The sequence below is a fragment of the Runella sp. SP2 genome, from assembly GCF_003711225.1.
In the GTDB taxonomy this organism is placed as follows: domain Bacteria; phylum Bacteroidota; class Bacteroidia; order Cytophagales; family Spirosomataceae; genus Runella.
Genome location: NZ_CP031030.1, coordinates 3,228,112 through 3,243,579, shown reverse-complemented (window position 1 = coordinate 3,243,579; position 15,468 = coordinate 3,228,112). Strand labels below are relative to the sequence as shown.

Sequence of the window (15,468 nt, the reverse complement as noted above, 5' to 3'; positions counted from 1 at the left end):
TTAATAAGGCACAGTGTGCGCCGCGAAATTATGAAAAAAACGCTGAATATCGCTGGAAAGTTGCTCGACTTGTCAACTCCGCAGGTGATGGGGATTCTCAACGTTACCCCAGATTCCTTTTTCTCAGGGAGTCGGGTGTTGCAAATAGAAGATGCTTATAAAAAAGCCGATAAAATGCTTTCGGAAGGGGCTTCTATGCTCGACATTGGTGGTCATTCGACCCGTCCAGGAGCCGATGCCGTTAGTGAAGAAGAGGAGCTTAACCGCGTGCTGCCCGTGGTCGAGATGTTACGTAAGCGTTTCCCTGAGGCCATTATATCCATAGATACCTTTCGGGCGTCGGTGGCGCGAAAGTCCATTGAAGCAGGCGCGCATATTATCAACGACATTGCGGGTGGAAACCTCGACCCATTGATGTTTGAAACCGTCGCCGAGCTGAACGTACCGTATGTTCTTATGCACAGCCGTGGCACACCCCAAACGATGAAAGAACTCAACCAATACGATGATTTGGTGACGGACGTACTGCGGGAATTGCAAGCTAAAATTTACCAACTTCGGCAGTTGGGGGTGAAAGACATCGTGGCGGATATGGGGTTTGGGTTTGCCAAAAATGCGGATCAAAACTACGTCTTGCTGCGGGAACTGCGGGCGTTTGAGGCGTTGGAAGTGCCTTTGTTGGTGGGTGTGTCTAGGAAATCAATGATTTGGCGAAAATTAGAAATTACTCCCGAACAATCGCTCAATGCAACTACCGCGCTCAATATGGTAGCCTTATTAAATGGCGCAAATATTCTCCGCGTTCATGACGTGAAAGAAGCAATTGAAGTAGTTAAGTTGATTCGATTGCTTCAAGGATAGGGGAGTCGCCTGAGGATTTTAGCCAAAAATAACCATGGAAGAAGATTGTTTAATTGCTTATTTCAACACTTTTGTTCCACTCACAGAAGACGAAATTACCATTATAAAGGGTAAAGCAAAGAAAAGAATTATCAAACGTCGTCAGATGATTTTGCAAGAGGGGTTTCCTTGCAAACACTATTCGTTTGTGGTAGAAGGTTGTTTTAAAATGTACGGAGTAGATGATAGAGGCAATGAACACAACATTCAGTTTGCTGCCGAAAACGACTGGATTATGGACATTGGAAGTTTTCACTCCAAAAAGCCAAGCCAATTGTTCATTGAAGCCGTCGAACCGTCGGTCGTGCTGCAAATCGAACAACAAGATTTGTATTTTTTGTACCTCAATGTTCCTAAGCTCGACCGTATTTTTAAAGTAATTGTTGAAAACAAATTTGTAGAACTGCAAAATCGGGTTTTGCAAACCTTCAGTTCTACTGCCGAAACAAGGTACTTGAGTTTTCTGGAGCAATATCCTAAGTTAGCTTCAAGACTTCCCAACACCCAAATTGCTTCTTATTTGGGCATTACGCCCGAGTTTTTGAGTAAAATCCGAAAAGATGTAAGCCGAAAACGTTGACAACGTTATAGAACTTTGTCAACGTTTTTGACTTAATCTAGGTTAAGGGTATTTCCTACGATAGATTAAGGGTGTGGAGGTAACAACCACGCTACTTTTGCATTGTATATCAAGCAAAATTTTATCGCCCCCTTTTATGTCAAAAATAATTCTTTTGGTACTCCACTTGTGTGTGCTTGTTACCTCTATTGGTCAAACTGTAAAATTCGGAAAGCAAACGTTTGAACTTCACAATGTTACGGGGTCAGTAATAAATTTTCAGGGGAAAAAAGTATTGAAAATTGAACGTGATTTAAAAGCATTATCTTTCGATGAAAAGAATTTAGAAACCACCGTTGACGACCGTCATTACGCTCGACTTTTAGATATAGATGACTTTGAAAATGGCACTATCGAAGTGAAAATGTATAGTCAAATTCAAAATCCATCACCTTATGCACCAGCAGCGGGTTTCATTGGCTTGTATTACAGAGTTACGGCTGATGATTCGGCTTGGGAGTCTATTTATTTGCGTCCAAAAGTAGGTAGAATCAATAACCAAATGGCAAGAAACCATGCGGTACAGTATTTTTCGTATCCCGACTTCAAGTTTCAAACCTTGAGAGATAAATTTTCAGCAGGTTCGTATGAGGGTTCAGCTCCTGTGGCTTTGAATGAGTGGATTACAATGCGATTGGAAATTAATGGAGAAACGGCCGAAATGTTTATCAATAACATGAAATACTCCTCATTTATAGTCAATAAAATGTTGGGTAAAACCAAGAAAGGCTTTGTGGGGTTGTATGTAGATATTGGTACAATTGGCTATTTCAAGGATTTGAAAGTGACCAAAAGAGCGTTGAAGGGGAGGAAAGAAAGCGAAAAAGTGAGCGAAATTTAACCTAGCTATCAGATGAAAAAGTTACAGTTGTTAATTGGCCTGTTGGCTGTTTTTGAAGGAGTTTTGGCTCAAACCATTCCGTTAGAAACTAAGAGCCTTTTGCCAAATAAAGTGTATGTATCGTTGGAAAAGTTGGACGGCAAGACGGTTTTGAAAGTAAACAAAGACTCTACGGTAAAAGAGGTGGACGAACCTACCTTTGTCCGTCTCAAAGACGTTGATTTCAAAGATGGAATCATCGAGGTAATGGTGTTGAGTCGATTAGAAAAAAAAGCATCGCCAACAGCTCGTGGTTTTATTGGGGTAGCGTATCGAATCAAAAAGGATAATTCGCAATTTGAGTGTATGTACATCCGTCCAACCAATGGCCGAGCCGACGACCAAGTTCGTAGAAATCACTCTATCCAATATTTCGCTTATCCTGATTTTAAATTTGACCGCCTACGAAAGGAGTCACCTGAAAAGTATGAATCGTACGCAGATATGGGCCTGAATGAATGGATAAAAATCAAAATTGAGGTAAAAGGGAAACAGGCAAAACTGTTTTTGAATGATAACAGGCACCCGTCTCTGATTGTGAATGATTTAAAGCTCGGAGAGAACAATACAGGTGGTATCGGCTTGTTTGTGGATGTAGGTACTGAAGGGTATTTTAGGGATTTGAAGGTCGTTAATGATTGATAGAACACTAAAACAACGTTGGCATACTTAGTCGGGCTATGAGTAGCCCGACCAAGCATCTTATTTCTTTTGAAACAAAGCTGCGTCCAATGAATACTTTCCAGCACCTGTGAGTAACAACGCCAATGAAGGCACTAAGTACAAAAGGGCGTGTTCTTTGTCGCCAAATGGGTCGCTGCCATGAATGACAAAAGCAATGACCAAGAAAAGCCCGACTTCTACCACGGCTGCTATTCGCGTAAACAACCCAAAAATGAGCAGCAACGGAATGAATATTTCGCCCAAAACCGTCATAAAATGAGAAAACCGAACTCCCACGTGTAACGGGTCAGGGAAGTCGTTAGCGCCGTCGAGGAAGCTAAGTAGTTTGTCGTACCCGTGGGGAATGAGCATAATAAATACAAAAATACGGAGTACAAGCAGTCCTAAATCTGTAAATGATTGAGAGGAAGAAGGCTTAAAAAATGAAAACATAAAATTAACTAGATTGACTTTGGGTGAGTGAAAAATATTGGTAGTGAGTTAAATTATTTAAAACTAGGTGCGCGGTATAAATGATACGGTTCTTATCTTTTTAATACCCTATCTTGTGCGATTTTTTTTAAGAAGTTTTCTCTAAAAACTAGACCAATTGGTAGTTCTTTGGAGTCAATTTTAAGAAAATCATTATCGAAACTATTGATGTGGTTTAAATTAACAATAAAAGATTTATTAATACGAACAAAATAGCTTTCAGGTAATTGTTTGCCAATCGTCTTGATATTCATTGCTACTGCTAATTTCTCGGCTTGCGTATGTACTAAAACATAATCTTTTAAACCTTCAATATAATAAATATCATTGACATAGACTCGATGTGTTCGTCGGTCTGCTTTGATGAGAATATACTCCGATAAATTTTGGTTTGAAGTCGATGTTTCTGTTTTTTTGCGAAGTCTATATTGCTCTTCTGCTTTATTTACTGCTTGGAAAAAACGTTGAAAACGAATAGGTTTGGTTAAATAATCAATCGCGGCAACTTCATAGCTTTCCACGGCGTACTCCGAGTAGGCCGTCGTAAAAATAATCATAGGAGGGTTAGAAATAATTTTAACTAATTCTAACCCTGTCAAATTAGGCATATTTATATCCAAAAACATTAAATCAATTTCATTGTCTTTCAAAAACTTATGAGCATCTAACGCATTAGAAAATGAACCAACCAGTTCCAAAGAATCTATTTGATTTATATTCAATAGCATTCCTTCGACAGCAAGAGGTTCGTCGTCAACAATAATACATCTCATCTACTTGGCAATTTCTAAGGTTAAAAATACAGAAAATGTATTTTGAGAATCTTCAATTTTTAAATGATAATTGTTCTTAAACAACAACTCCAGCCGTTGTTTTACATTTTTTAAGCCTAATCCTCCAACTTTTGTTTTACTATTTATAATTTTAACTTGTTTTTGATTAGTAACCTCAAATTCAATGATGTGCTTAAAATCATCATTTTTAAAAGTGAATTTTATCAATGTTTCACTGTCTATTTTTCCATGTTTTAAGGCATTTTCAATAAATGTCATAAATAAAAAAGGGGGCAAACGAAGATGGTTATAATCACCAATTATTGTTAAGTTAAAATGAGATTTTGTTCTTCTAATTTCTTCCAAAATTAGCCATGTTTTGATAAATTCTAACTCTTTCGACATCAAAACATTCTCGCCACTACCTTCATAAAGTTGGTATCTCAACAAATCCGAAAGTCTAAGAATTACTTCACCAGCTTCTTCTGGGCGAGTCTTATTCAATACATATAAATTATTCAGTGTATTAAACAAAAAGTGCGGATTTAACTGACTTTTTAACATTTCTAACTGAGCAATGTGCGCATCTGATTCCGCACTTAAACGTTTTTTTGTTTCCAAAATCCACATTTTAAACGCTTTTAATCCAATTGCCGCAATGTGAAAGACACCATAGTTAATAAAGTTACCAATGAGATATAAAGTATAATATCTGGAATCGTGGTTATCACATCCAAAGTAAGAATTAATCCATGACTCTAAAACCACCTCAAGCCAAACCAACACAAAAAAACCGACGGCATAAAGCTGTATTTGACCTTTTATTAATAAGAAATGCGACCAATAAAGCAGGTGAAACACTAAGGTCACTATGGTAAATAAGTGTACCGAAGCCTCCACCAATAGAACAAAGAAAAATTCTGATTCACTGAGATTTCGATAACTCATTGAATCAAGTGAATAAAACAACCCCATCGAAAATATCACCGTACAAAATAGGATATACTGCCAGACTCTAAGCCGAGGATTGATGACGAGCTCGAAAATATGGTTGATTGATTTATTCATTACCTCAAATTTAATTCTTTCCTAAAAGTGCTTTTGGCACTTTCTACCAAGTAGTCTAACTATTATACCAAATTGGGTAAAATAGAGGTTTTGTGAAAAGCAGTTTTGATAGATTCTGGTGCTTTGCTTTTGACCTTCTACCCTTCAAAGTAACCACAAATAGTCAGTTCTATGCCAAAAATACGCTTTTTGAGGATGGTCTCACCCGATTTACTCAATTGAGACTGCCAATAGTAGAAATCAAGCATTCAAGTTAGCCATGCAATAGCGCCAGTTTACTATAATAAATCATGGGCTTGGTATGAAAACCTCAGTATTACTTTCAAAAAGTAGGTGATTTGCTGCGTAAAAACGCAAGATATTTAATTTAAAATCACATTTTATGAAGTATTTCATGATTTCAATTCTTTTCATCGTAGGAGTTAGCGCCGCAAAGTCCCAAGATATTCAAGGTACCGTAAAAGATGAAAAAGGAACTATACAGCCATTTGTCAACCTTATTTTACTGACTATTCCCGACTCTACTTTGGTAACAGGTGCAGTATCTGACGAAGTTGGAGGGTTTAAATTTTCTAACCTCAAATCAGGGCAATATTTACTTAAAGTTTCCTCAATTGGGTTCTTGCCCTATTATTCCACCTTTACTATTACTCAAAATCAAACCATTGATATTATTCTACAGGCCAATGCTACTCAATTAACTGAAGTTGTGGTTACTGGGAAAAAACCAGTTATCGAAACCCGAGGCGAAAAGTTGGTTTTTAATGTTGAAGCTGCAAGTAATACTGTGGGTTTGAATGGCCTGGAGGTTCTTCGAAAATCTCCAGGCATAACCGTTGACCAACAAAATAATCTCATGTTAAAAGGGCGTCCGAACGTACAGGTTTATATAAATGGTAAGCCGTCCATGATTCAAGGCAGTGAATTGGCATCTTTCCTAAAAAGTTTGAGAGCAAGCGATATTGCATCCATTGAAATGTCAACTACTCCTGGAGCCTCATACGATGCGGCTGGTGGTGGTGGTGTAATTAATATTCAATTGAAAAGCAACCTAAAAGCAGGACTAAATGGTATCGTTTCTACAACTGCAATGCAAGGAAAAACGCCCAAAGGAGAAGCTAATTTAGCCGTTAGTTTCAACGATGCAAAATGGAATATTACCACTTCTGTCAGTACAACAAGGGGTATTTGGCGTGATACAGAAGAAATTGTAAATATGACTTCTGATAATAAAATTGTCCGCCTTAACTCCTATTATGATGAAAACAGAAATGGATTAAACCTCAGATTAAGAAGCGATTATAAGATTTCTAGAAAAAGCACATTAGGGGTTAGTTTTATGAGTAGCAACAATGACGAAGATCGAGAAGGGGTTAGTAATACACAGATTTTCGGAAATAGCTCTGATAACTTGCCTCAAACTAAGTTAAACGCTTTTAATCAAAGAAAAAGAGATGTAGAGGTATTAAATTGGGGCGTTAATTACAGATTTGAGAATAATAATAAAATGAAGTGGGGAATTGATGCAGATTGGAATAGTAATAAAACTATATCGAATACCTTACAACCTAATATTTACCTCAATCCTGTCAGTGATACCGCTTTATTCAGTAGAAATTATGCGATGGAAGCCCCTGTTGGTATTGTAATTAAAATGGTAAAAACAGATTTTGAAATTCCTTTAAAAGCGATTGGAAAATTTAGCTTTGGCGCTAAATACTCAGATGTTGGGAGTAATAATGGCTTTGATTTTTATAATGTAAATAATTCTGAAAAATTTATTGATTCGAGTCAGTCAAATCACTTTAACTATCTCGAACGCATTGTTGCAGGTTATGGAAGCCTAACAGGCCAAAAGGGAAAATGGGAATACAGTCTAGGCTTACGAGTGGAAAGAACCCATACTACAAGTACGCTTACATCCCTTCGTCAGAATCAAAACCGAAGGGTCGATACCAACTATGTGAATGTTTTTCCATCACTTGCCTTAACGTATCATCTTAATGAAAACAACGAATTTTCGTTGGCGTATCGCTATTCAATCGACCGACCAATTTACACTGATTTAAACCCTTTTGATAGAAAAATAGACGAATATAATAGTTCGAGAGGGAATCCTTTTTTAAAACCACAGTTTACCAATACCATCGAATTAGGCTACACATTTTTACAGTCAATGAACGTTACGTTGAACTATTCACACACCAAAAACTTTGCTGCATTCGTAACTGACCGTGCTATTAGTGCTACTACTCAACAGGAGGTTTTTTACGACATTACTCGAAATTTAGACAAAATGCAGCAGTATGGAGTTGATCTAAGTTTTCCGATTACGATAACAAACTGGTGGCATGGATTTGCTAATATTTACGCAAATTATACGATGTTTAAAGCAAATTTTGAATCTAACAAAGTCATCGACCGCAAGGTATTGGGTGGAGGGCTTTGGATTCAACAACAAATAAGCCTTGGTAAGGGATGGGACTTTGATATTTCTGGTTGGTATGCTTTAAATTCAACTTGGGGCGTATCTATTTCAAATCCAATGGGAGTTTTTGATGCAGGTATTTCTAAAAAGATTCTCAAAGATAAAGGTTCTCTAAAATTTACCTTTAATGATTTACTCAAAGGTTCTTCTTGGAATTCAAATTCTAAAGTTGGGAATTTTGTTACCTTCAACAAAGGGGCTTGGGAGGGGCGTTATATTGCTATAAATTTCAATTACCGTTTCGGACTTGTTAAAGCTGATTTTAAGCTAGAAAGTGAGGAAGTTAAAAGTCGCCGTCGAGGAAACTAAGTAGTTTGTCGTACCCTTGGGGAATGAGCATAATAAATACAAAAATGCGGAGTACCAAAAGTCCTAAATCAGTGTAATTTTGTTGAGAGTATGGTTTAAAAATGTTCGCAAAATTTAACTTTTTATGGGACTTTCTACACTTTTGTTTTTTGTGATTACCCTACTTTTAGGCGGGGCGGTGGGATATGGCTTGTTTTACGTGGCCAATCGAAAAAATGCCCAATTGGGTCAGTCCACCCAATCGTCCACCATTTTGCTGGAGCGGATTGAAAAGGTATTTAAAGTCGTCATGGCCGAAGGATACTTTACGGAAATATTTGATTATAAGGACGATAAAAAGTTTTTGTATTTGTTCAAAAACTCCAAAAAAGCCTTGGTGATTGCCAAAGCAAAGGTGCTGGTTGGTTTCGATTTTGCCAAAATGCGTTTTCGCCTGGATGAAACCACCAATCAAATGGTCATTGAGTATTTCCCTGAACCTGAAGTGCTTTCGATTGATACCGATTATAAGTTTTATGACATCGAAAATGGCATCTGGAACCGCTTTAGCCACGAAGATTATACCAACTTGCTGGTGGATGCCAAACAAGCCATGAACGAAAAGGCATTGGAGGGAGATTTGCCCCGCATTGCCAACAATCAAATTCAGTTTATGATGTACCAATTAGCCGCTTCGATGAATTGGAAGATAAATATGCAACTCCCCGAAGCCAATCAAAAACGGCTAGAGGAGTTTAGCAATTATGACGAAGTAAACGCCGAACCCAAGCTTTTGCCAAAAGACGAAGATTGACGTGCCGCAGGTTTCTAAAAACCTGCTTGTTCGTGTAGCGGGTTGCTCACAACCTGCTTTTTTTGTGCAGCGGGTTTCTCAAAACCCGCCGTAATCGTGCTTACAACCCACTGTCATTCATTGGGTTGTGAGCAACCCTTTTCGCGGTTGTGAGCAACCGCGAGCACTCCCTCAAGCACGCTATCGCGAGCAACCACTACACCGCGAGCACGCCATCGCGAACACACCACACAATTGATTTAGTGCAAAATCGTAAAAACAAGCTCTTGCATAATGGCTTGTTCGTCTTTTGAACCTGATTCGATTCCTTTAGAAGCATTGTCGGCTTGGCGCAAGGCTTTGATGGCTTTGGCCACGTGCCCCAACGAATACTGCCGCGCCGCCGATAAATAATCTTTGACAAAAAACGGACTCACACCCAACACCGAAGCAAGGTGTCCTTCCGATTTGTCTTGCGTTCCGTGAACGACGAGCACTTTGCTGAAAAAGTTGTACAAAATGATAAGCACCTGCGGCAAAGGATTTTCTTTCGTGTTGGCAGCGAGGTAATTAGCGATTTTATTGGACTTCACCACATCTCGTTGGATAAGCGCCTTTTGCAATTCAAATACGTTGTATTCTTTGCTAATTCCTACGTATTTCTCTACCACTGCGGCCGTAATTTCTTCACTGGCGGTGAGGTTGAGCAAGATTTTGTCGATTTCGCTGGTGATGCGTTTGAGGTCATTCCCGATGTTTTCCACCAACATCTGAATCGCTTTGATGCTGATTTTTGCGCCCAAGCTTCGCACGTGCTCGCCTACCCAATCGGGAAGTTTGTTGTCGTACATTTTTTTGCACTGGACTAAAACCCCGTGTTTTTCAAAGGTCTTGGGCAAAGCTTTTCGCATGTCAAAATTCCCCTGAAAACACAAAGCCAATACCGTGGATGACAACGGACGAGTGGCGTAGTCGTCCAAAAGGGCCGATTTGTCTTTGGTATCAAGACCGTTGGATTGTTGGGCTTCTTTGACCAATACCAGTTGCCGCTCCGACATAAACGGAAAGCGACGCGCGTAGTTGAGAATCGTACCAACATCGGCATCTTTTCCAAAAAGTACAAACTGATTAAATCCTTTTTCGGATTCAGGAACAACGGCTTTTTCGAGGGCATCGGCCAGTAAATCAATGTAATAAGGTTCGTCGCCGTGAATAAAATAGAGCGGTTGAATTTTCTTCTGGCGTATCTCTTTAAGCGCTTGTTCGGGGGAAAGAACCATGTCTTGTCGTTGTTATAAAATATCGATGGCAGAATGTCGAGGGGAGAGTGCAAAGTGTCGAATATTGCCACTCTGCACTTTGCATTCGACACTCCCTAGTATCCTTTTTGTAAATTTATTTGATTGTGCGGAGGTTGTCCTTCGGTAAAGCGTCGGAAATTATCGGCAAAAATAGCCACTTTTCCCTCCTGTTCGTTGGCCTGTCCGCCGCCCGTGTGTTGGGTTAAAATCACGTTTGACATGCTCCAAAACGGGTGATTGCTTGGCAAAGGCTCCACTTCTGTCACGTCGAGTACCGCTCCCGCAAGACGCTGTTCTTGTAAGGCTTTTATCAGGGCTGGTTCATCGACGGTAGAACCACGGCCAATGTTGGCAAACACAGCATTGGGAGGCATGGCATTAATCATATCTGCCGTAAAAAAGCCTTTGGCGGCCCCAGGCAAGCAATTGATTACGAGGTCGATTTGGGGTAGAATGGCCAAGAGCGCTTCGGGGGTGTGAATTGTGGCATCGGGGTGCGAACGAGCAACCATTTGAAGAGAACAATCAAATCCTGAGAGCATTTTTTTGACGGTTTGGCCAATGCTTCCTGCGCCTAAAATTACTACTCGTTTGCCTGTAAGAAGCCCCAAACGGTAGCGAATGGGCGAGCCAATCCAGTGTTTTTCGGCTTTTAACAAAGTAAGTTCTTCCAACCCTCGATAAAAAGCAAGAATACCCGCGACGATGGTTTCGGCACAAGGCACCGAGAAGTAGTCGGCTAGGTTACAGACTGTCACGTTGGGAAGGTGTAGGTGCTTGTACCCATCAAATCCCGCCGATTCGAGTTGCCAAAATTTTAATTGAGCAGGGGCTTCCGTAAACCATGCCGCAGGTGGGTTTCCCAAAATCGCATCGGCCCGACGAAACGCGCCACGGTGTTCATCCTCAGGAAGTTCTACTTTAAATAGCAACTGGTGTCCCGCAGGAAGCGCTTGGCGTAAGGTGTGGCGGAGCGCTTCGTTGAAGGGCGTATTTACAAAAATTTGCATTAGATTTGTGAGCTAAGTATCCTCTTTCTCGACAACCTGCTGGTTGCTCGCCCCAAAATTAACTCATTAATGCTATGCTAAATAAATGGTTGGATAAATTAAATCGCCACGACTATCCTTTTATCGACTTGTTTTACTACCTCATCGTGATTGTGGTCTTCTTCCTGTTGGTTATTATTTCAAATTTATTTTTTGATTAAAAGAGGGGGGCTGTGTTGAGGGTTGCTCGTTTGTTCTGCGGGTTTCTAGTTTGCGCTGCGGGTTTCTAGTTTGTGCTGAGGGTTTCTCAAAACCCGAACTCGACGGGTTTTGAGAAACCCTTTTCACGTAGAGTCGGGTTTTGAGAAACCCTCAGCACGGGAGTGCTTAATTTTCTCCGCCTTTTTTATCGTCGTTACTGATACTTTTCTTTTTGCGTTGAGGCTGGCTACTCATTTTCCCAAATTCATACGAGAAACTCACACGCCAACCACGATTGAAGTACTTGCTGCTTCCTTCTTGGGTGAAAGTGGGCGAAGCAAACGTGATTCTCTGTTCTAGGTACGGCGCAAAAATGTTGTCAACACCCAGCCCAATTGTCCCTTTTTTCTTCAAAACCTCTTTTTGAAGGGCTAAGTTATAGTACGCATAGCCACTGACTTTGCCTTGCAACATAACCCGTGGTGAGTTGAAGAAGCCAAAAAACTGCGCTTTCAAACCTTTGCCAAAATCGTAAGTACCGTTTAAATTGATGCGGTACATCCAGTTTTCATTTTTGGCTTGCAATGCAGGGCTATTCAGGATGTTATAATACAGATTGAGGGAAGTGTTGGCCGAAAATTTCTTAATTTTTGTACTTCCGCTCAAGGTCAGGCCGTATGAAATGTTTTGAGAGATATTCTGGAACGTCAAATGGGTTGAACCGTCTTCGTTGACCGTCCGAATGCGCTCGATGGCATTATTGGTTTGGCGCATAAATAATACCGCATTGACCGATGATTCTTTGATATAGACATTGTAGCTCGCTTCGGCGCTGTGGGTCAATTCAGGTTTCAAATAGGGATTGCCCGAGTAGGTAGCTTTGGGCTCGCTGGCGTTGACGTACGGGTTTAAGAACCAAAGCATTGGCCGCTGAATCCGTTGCGAATAACTCAATTTAAGTTTCTGATTTTTAGGAAGATTACGCGACAAACTAAGGTTAGGGATGATATTACCATAGTTATTCGAGAAAGGAACCGTTCCTGCCAAAAATGCCGCTTGGATAAACGTGTGTTCGTAACGAGCACCTGCGTTGATACCCCATTTGCTTTTAGAAACACGCGAGTAAGCGACGTAGCCCGAGGCCACTTGTTGGTTATAATCAAAGATGTTGGCCAAAGCTGGAACATCTTGAAAATCGCTAGAACCGTCTAAGGCAGTAGCGACGCGGTAATCGCTTTTTACATTTCTCAAGATGGTTTTTGCTCCGATTTCTAGGGTGCTTACGCTATCCAACGGATTGGTAAAATCAATTTGAATCGTTCCTTCGTAATTGCGACTTGTGTTAGGGCTTTTTTCTCGGTAATAAATGGCGTTTTCGGCATTCAATTGGTCGAGGTTGTAATAACTATCTTCTGCTTCTTTCGAAAACATGGTCAAGACGTTGAATTCTTTTTTGGGCTTCTTGAACGACTTGTTGTAGTCGATGTTTAGGGTGCCGCCGTCCCAGTCGTAAATTCGATACAGCTTTCTAGTGAACAACGAACGAGGGGCGCTAGGAGTGGTAAAGTCATTGACGTAATCAAAATTCATGGCGTTTTTACCATCATAAAAATTCAGTCCCGCACTTAGGCGATTGAGCGAATCAATGTCCCATTCAGCCGACAGGTTGCCGTACATATTTTCACCTCCACCTCTAAATGAGGTTGTTTGGAGCAGTTGGGTCTGGTAATTTTCGAGGGTCGTGATTCGGTTCACGGAGTTTTCGCCCAAATTGCGCCATTTGTTAAAACCTCCACGGGCCGACAAGCCAACACTTTTTTTGCGGTAATTGAGGTTGCCATTGTAGTTGTCATTCCAACGCCCAATTGAAGTATTGGCTTTGCCATTGACGCCTTGAAGCGTGTTCCGTTTGGTGATAATGTTGATAATTCCTGCCGTACCTTCAGCATCGTATTTGGCCGAAGGAGAGGTTATGACTTCAATTTGTTTGATGTCATCGGCAGGAATTAATTTTAAAACCTCCGCAATACTTTTGGCCATTAAGTTGGAAGGTCTGTTATTAATCAACACTTTGATGTTGGAGCTACCGCGCAGCTCTACGTTGCCATCCAAATCCACCGCCACTGCTGGAATTTTGCGAAGTACATCGCCTGCGTTTCCTCCTTTGATGGTAATGTCTTTTTCGGCATTATAAACCAAACGGTCGGGTTTGTCTTCAAACAAGGCTTTTTGCTCAACAACCTGTACTTCTTGGAGCTGCTGGGCAGCTTGTGCAAACGAAATAACCCCTAGGTCGAGGTCGTTTCCTTCGGTTACTACTACGTTATTGATGAATTTGTCGCGGTAGCCCACAAAGGTGATTTTGAGTTGGTAGGTGCCACCGCTCACCTTGCTAAAGGTAAATTTACCAGTGACTTCGGTGGTAGTTCCTTCCAAAATTTTGCTGTCTTTCAACAACGCAACGGTGGCAAACTCAACGGCTTGTTTGGAAGTAGAATCAAGCAAAAAGCCTGAAATTTTTGATTTTTGGGCAAACGAAGTCCCGATCCCCCCTAACAAGAGGGCTACTAAGAATAACTGTTTCATAAAATTTACCAGAGGTGGCTGTTAAATGGGTGTTGGCTGTATTGTATTGTTTGTGTGGTAGTTGGTGAATGGATTTTAGTGTGGATACTGGTCTATTTTAAAATGGTTACAGCAAAGACTAGAGTTTTTTCAAATAGCTGCATCAATACGTTGTTTATTAAGTTTCTTTATAATTTACCCGCAGATTTACGCTGATTCTAAAACCGCAGATAACCGCAGATTTTGGGTGATTAATTCGGCTAATGAGCTTATCTGCGCCAATCCGCGTTGAATTTTAATCTGCGTTTATCTGCGGGATAAAAATATCATACTACTTTTCAAACAAGGTAATCAATATTCTCTTTTTTTCTCGAACATGGGGTTAGGGGTGTGCCTTTTGAATCTTTCTGGGGAAGTTTTGGCTAAACGTGTGATAAGGATGTATTTATTTTGAAGCACTCATTGGCTTTTTTTCGATACGGTTCAGGGTGTAACTGAATAGCTCATTGCCCACCAAAAGGTTTCGGTCATGGTCTAACATAAAAAGGAGGTTGTCGTCCGCTTTGAGAAGTTTCAAGGTGGCGTTCTCCATTTGCAATTCATACACAGTGGCCTCAGGGTCGTTTTTTATCCCCTTACTAATTTTCCATGATCCGTTTTGGTCATTTTTGCGAAATGCTGTGCCAATTAACTGAAAGGTGGTTGGTTGATGCGTCTTTGGGTCATGGAAAAGTGTTATTTCCCACTTACTTTTAAAACATTCACTGGATACTGTCACTTTCAGTAAAGTGGCTAATTCTTGGCAAGGGCAGCGTCCTGCAAAAATGCCAAGTACCTCTGGGCCAGAAGGTATAGGACGTGAGGTGGGGACGAGGGGAGGTGTATTTTGGGCCAAAAGTGCAGCCGAAAATAGAAAGATAAAGGTAAAATTAAGCAGCTTTTTCATCGCGCTGTTTTGTTAAAAGTATAACTGTGGCTAGGTGTTCCAATCATCAAACTTTTATCTCCGTAAAGGAGGTGTAAGAGGTTCTCGTCCATTTTTACAAACGAAAGTATTTTGTCGGACTCGTCGGCGAGCAGGCGATAAACAAGGGCGTTGGGGTTGGTTTTGATGCCTTTGGTTATCTCCCATTTTCCAGAAATCGTTACGGAAGTGCCGCCACCTGCAAAAAGATTTGTGTTGGGCTGATATACCCCGTACGTAGCGTGCAACTGAAAATCGGTGGGAGCTTGCGTTTGAGCATCCCGTTGGAAGGTAATTTCCCATTTGATAAAATCACAAGCAGCAGAATGAGGCATCGAAAGCAGGGACTGAAAGATACTTCCACATGGGGTACTTGCCACAAATCGCTCGGAAACACTAGGATTCTGAGAAAAACTTGGTAGAAGCGATGAAAGCCACACACAGACCAATAGAGTACTTTTGAGGAAAAATTGCATGGTCTTGG

14 protein-coding genes are annotated in these 15,468 nt (G+C 40.6%); 6 read left to right on the top strand and 8 right to left on the bottom strand.

The features are described 5' to 3' along the window. The first annotated feature begins 30 nt into the window (after positions 1-30). From folP to DTQ70_RS13600, 4 genes are all read left to right on the top strand, one after another. Positions 31-861 carry a dihydropteroate synthase gene (gene folP, locus DTQ70_RS13615; protein WP_122934400.1) on the top strand — a complete coding sequence of 277 codons (831 nt, stop codon included), beginning with the start codon at positions 31-33 and terminating at the stop codon, positions 859-861. Positions 862-895: 34 nt separating this feature from the next. Next, complete coding sequence (locus DTQ70_RS13610) at positions 896-1,480, top strand: Crp/Fnr family transcriptional regulator (RefSeq protein WP_122931309.1); 585 nt, start codon at positions 896-898, stop codon at positions 1,478-1,480. Between the two features lie 136 nt (positions 1,481-1,616). Next, on the top strand, positions 1,617-2,360 hold the full coding sequence (locus tag DTQ70_RS13605) for a hypothetical protein (protein WP_122931308.1): 744 nt from the start codon (positions 1,617-1,619) through the stop codon (positions 2,358-2,360). Between the two features lie 12 nt (positions 2,361-2,372). Further along, a complete protein-coding gene (locus DTQ70_RS13600) occupies positions 2,373-3,041 on the top strand; it encodes a family 16 glycoside hydrolase (RefSeq protein WP_206019726.1) in 669 nt (222 codons plus the stop codon). Between the two features lie 60 nt (positions 3,042-3,101). Here the strand turns inward: DTQ70_RS13600 and DTQ70_RS13595 are convergent, their stop codons facing one another. The 3 genes from DTQ70_RS13595 to DTQ70_RS13585 all read right to left on the bottom strand — a co-directional run bounded on the left by DTQ70_RS13595 (position 3,102) and on the right by DTQ70_RS13585 (position 5,275). Beyond that, the gene (locus tag DTQ70_RS13595; RefSeq protein ID WP_122931307.1) at positions 3,102-3,515 is read right to left on the bottom strand and encodes a DoxX family protein; all 414 of its coding nucleotides are present in this window, start codon (positions 3,513-3,515) and stop codon (positions 3,102-3,104) included. 92 nt (positions 3,516-3,607) lie between these two features. Further along, complete coding sequence (locus tag DTQ70_RS13590; RefSeq protein WP_122931306.1) at positions 3,608-4,327, bottom strand: LytTR family DNA-binding domain-containing protein; 720 nt, start codon at positions 4,325-4,327, stop codon at positions 3,608-3,610. Further along, on the bottom strand, positions 4,328-5,275 hold the full coding sequence (locus DTQ70_RS13585) for a sensor histidine kinase (RefSeq protein WP_164490012.1): 948 nt from the start codon (positions 5,273-5,275) through the stop codon (positions 4,328-4,330). A gap of 502 nt (positions 5,276-5,777) precedes the next feature. On the opposite strand from DTQ70_RS13585, the gene DTQ70_RS13580 reads away from it, so the two are divergent. Continuing rightward, positions 5,778-8,192, top strand: a complete 2,415-nt coding sequence (locus DTQ70_RS13580) for a TonB-dependent receptor domain-containing protein (protein ID WP_122931304.1) — start codon at positions 5,778-5,780, stop codon at positions 8,190-8,192. 124 nt (positions 8,193-8,316) lie between these two features. Continuing rightward, positions 8,317-8,985, top strand: coding sequence for a DUF4230 domain-containing protein (locus tag DTQ70_RS13575; protein ID WP_122931303.1), 669 nt, complete (start codon positions 8,317-8,319; stop codon positions 8,983-8,985). Between the two features lie 239 nt (positions 8,986-9,224). Here DTQ70_RS13575 and holA read toward each other — a convergent pair whose 3' ends face one another. The 5 genes from holA to DTQ70_RS13550 all read right to left on the bottom strand — a co-directional run bounded on the left by holA (position 9,225) and on the right by DTQ70_RS13550 (position 15,460). Beyond that, the gene (gene holA / locus DTQ70_RS13570; RefSeq protein WP_122931302.1) at positions 9,225-10,244 is read right to left on the bottom strand and encodes a DNA polymerase III subunit delta; all 1,020 of its coding nucleotides are present in this window, start codon (positions 10,242-10,244) and stop codon (positions 9,225-9,227) included. 95 nt (positions 10,245-10,339) lie between these two features. Continuing rightward, positions 10,340-11,275 carry a D-2-hydroxyacid dehydrogenase gene (locus DTQ70_RS13565; RefSeq protein WP_122931301.1) on the bottom strand — a complete coding sequence of 312 codons (936 nt, stop codon included), beginning with the start codon at positions 11,273-11,275 and terminating at the stop codon, positions 10,340-10,342. A gap of 366 nt (positions 11,276-11,641) precedes the next feature. Further along, complete coding sequence (locus DTQ70_RS13560) at positions 11,642-14,041, bottom strand: TonB-dependent receptor domain-containing protein (RefSeq protein WP_122931300.1); 2,400 nt, start codon at positions 14,039-14,041, stop codon at positions 11,642-11,644. A gap of 424 nt (positions 14,042-14,465) precedes the next feature. Beyond that, positions 14,466-14,966: a hypothetical protein gene (locus DTQ70_RS13555; RefSeq protein ID WP_122931299.1), complete on the bottom strand. Its 501-nt coding sequence runs from the start codon at positions 14,964-14,966 to the stop codon at positions 14,466-14,468. Beyond that, complete coding sequence (locus DTQ70_RS13550; RefSeq protein WP_164490011.1) at positions 14,963-15,460, bottom strand: hypothetical protein; 498 nt, start codon at positions 15,458-15,460, stop codon at positions 14,963-14,965. The genes DTQ70_RS13555 and DTQ70_RS13550 overlap by 4 nt, the downstream gene beginning before the upstream one ends. Positions 15,461-15,468 lie beyond the last annotated feature (8 nt).

Excerpts from the sequence above, each read along its gene's own strand:
- DTQ70_RS13560 (WP_122931300.1), bottom strand. The coding sequence starts at position 14,041 with ATGAAACAGTTATTCTTAGTAGCCCTCTTGTTAGGGGGGATCGGGACT.
- DTQ70_RS13600 (WP_206019726.1), top strand. The coding sequence starts at position 2,373 with ATGAAAAAGTTACAGTTGTTAATTGGCCTGTTGGCTGTTTTTGAAGGA.
- DTQ70_RS13610 (WP_122931309.1), top strand. The coding sequence starts at position 896 with ATGGAAGAAGATTGTTTAATTGCTTATTTCAACACTTTTGTTCCACTC.
- DTQ70_RS13565 (WP_122931301.1), bottom strand. The coding sequence starts at position 11,275 with ATGCAAATTTTTGTAAATACGCCCTTCAACGAAGCGCTCCGCCACACC.
- DTQ70_RS13555 (WP_122931299.1), bottom strand. The coding sequence starts at position 14,966 with ATGAAAAAGCTGCTTAATTTTACCTTTATCTTTCTATTTTCGGCTGCA.
- DTQ70_RS13595 (WP_122931307.1), bottom strand. The coding sequence starts at position 3,515 with ATGTTTTCATTTTTTAAGCCTTCTTCCTCTCAATCATTTACAGATTTA.
- DTQ70_RS13605 (WP_122931308.1), top strand. The coding sequence starts at position 1,617 with ATGTCAAAAATAATTCTTTTGGTACTCCACTTGTGTGTGCTTGTTACC.
- DTQ70_RS13580 (WP_122931304.1), top strand. The coding sequence starts at position 5,778 with ATGAAGTATTTCATGATTTCAATTCTTTTCATCGTAGGAGTTAGCGCC.
- folP (WP_122934400.1), top strand. The coding sequence starts at position 31 with ATGAAAAAAACGCTGAATATCGCTGGAAAGTTGCTCGACTTGTCAACT.
- DTQ70_RS13550 (WP_164490011.1), bottom strand. The coding sequence starts at position 15,460 with ATGCAATTTTTCCTCAAAAGTACTCTATTGGTCTGTGTGTGGCTTTCA.
- holA (WP_122931302.1), bottom strand. The coding sequence starts at position 10,244 with ATGGTTCTTTCCCCCGAACAAGCGCTTAAAGAGATACGCCAGAAGAAA.
- DTQ70_RS13590 (WP_122931306.1), bottom strand. The coding sequence starts at position 4,327 with ATGAGATGTATTATTGTTGACGACGAACCTCTTGCTGTCGAAGGAATG.
- DTQ70_RS13585 (WP_164490012.1), bottom strand. The coding sequence starts at position 5,275 with ATGAGTTATCGAAATCTCAGTGAATCAGAATTTTTCTTTGTTCTATTG.
- DTQ70_RS13575 (WP_122931303.1), top strand. The coding sequence starts at position 8,317 with ATGGGACTTTCTACACTTTTGTTTTTTGTGATTACCCTACTTTTAGGC.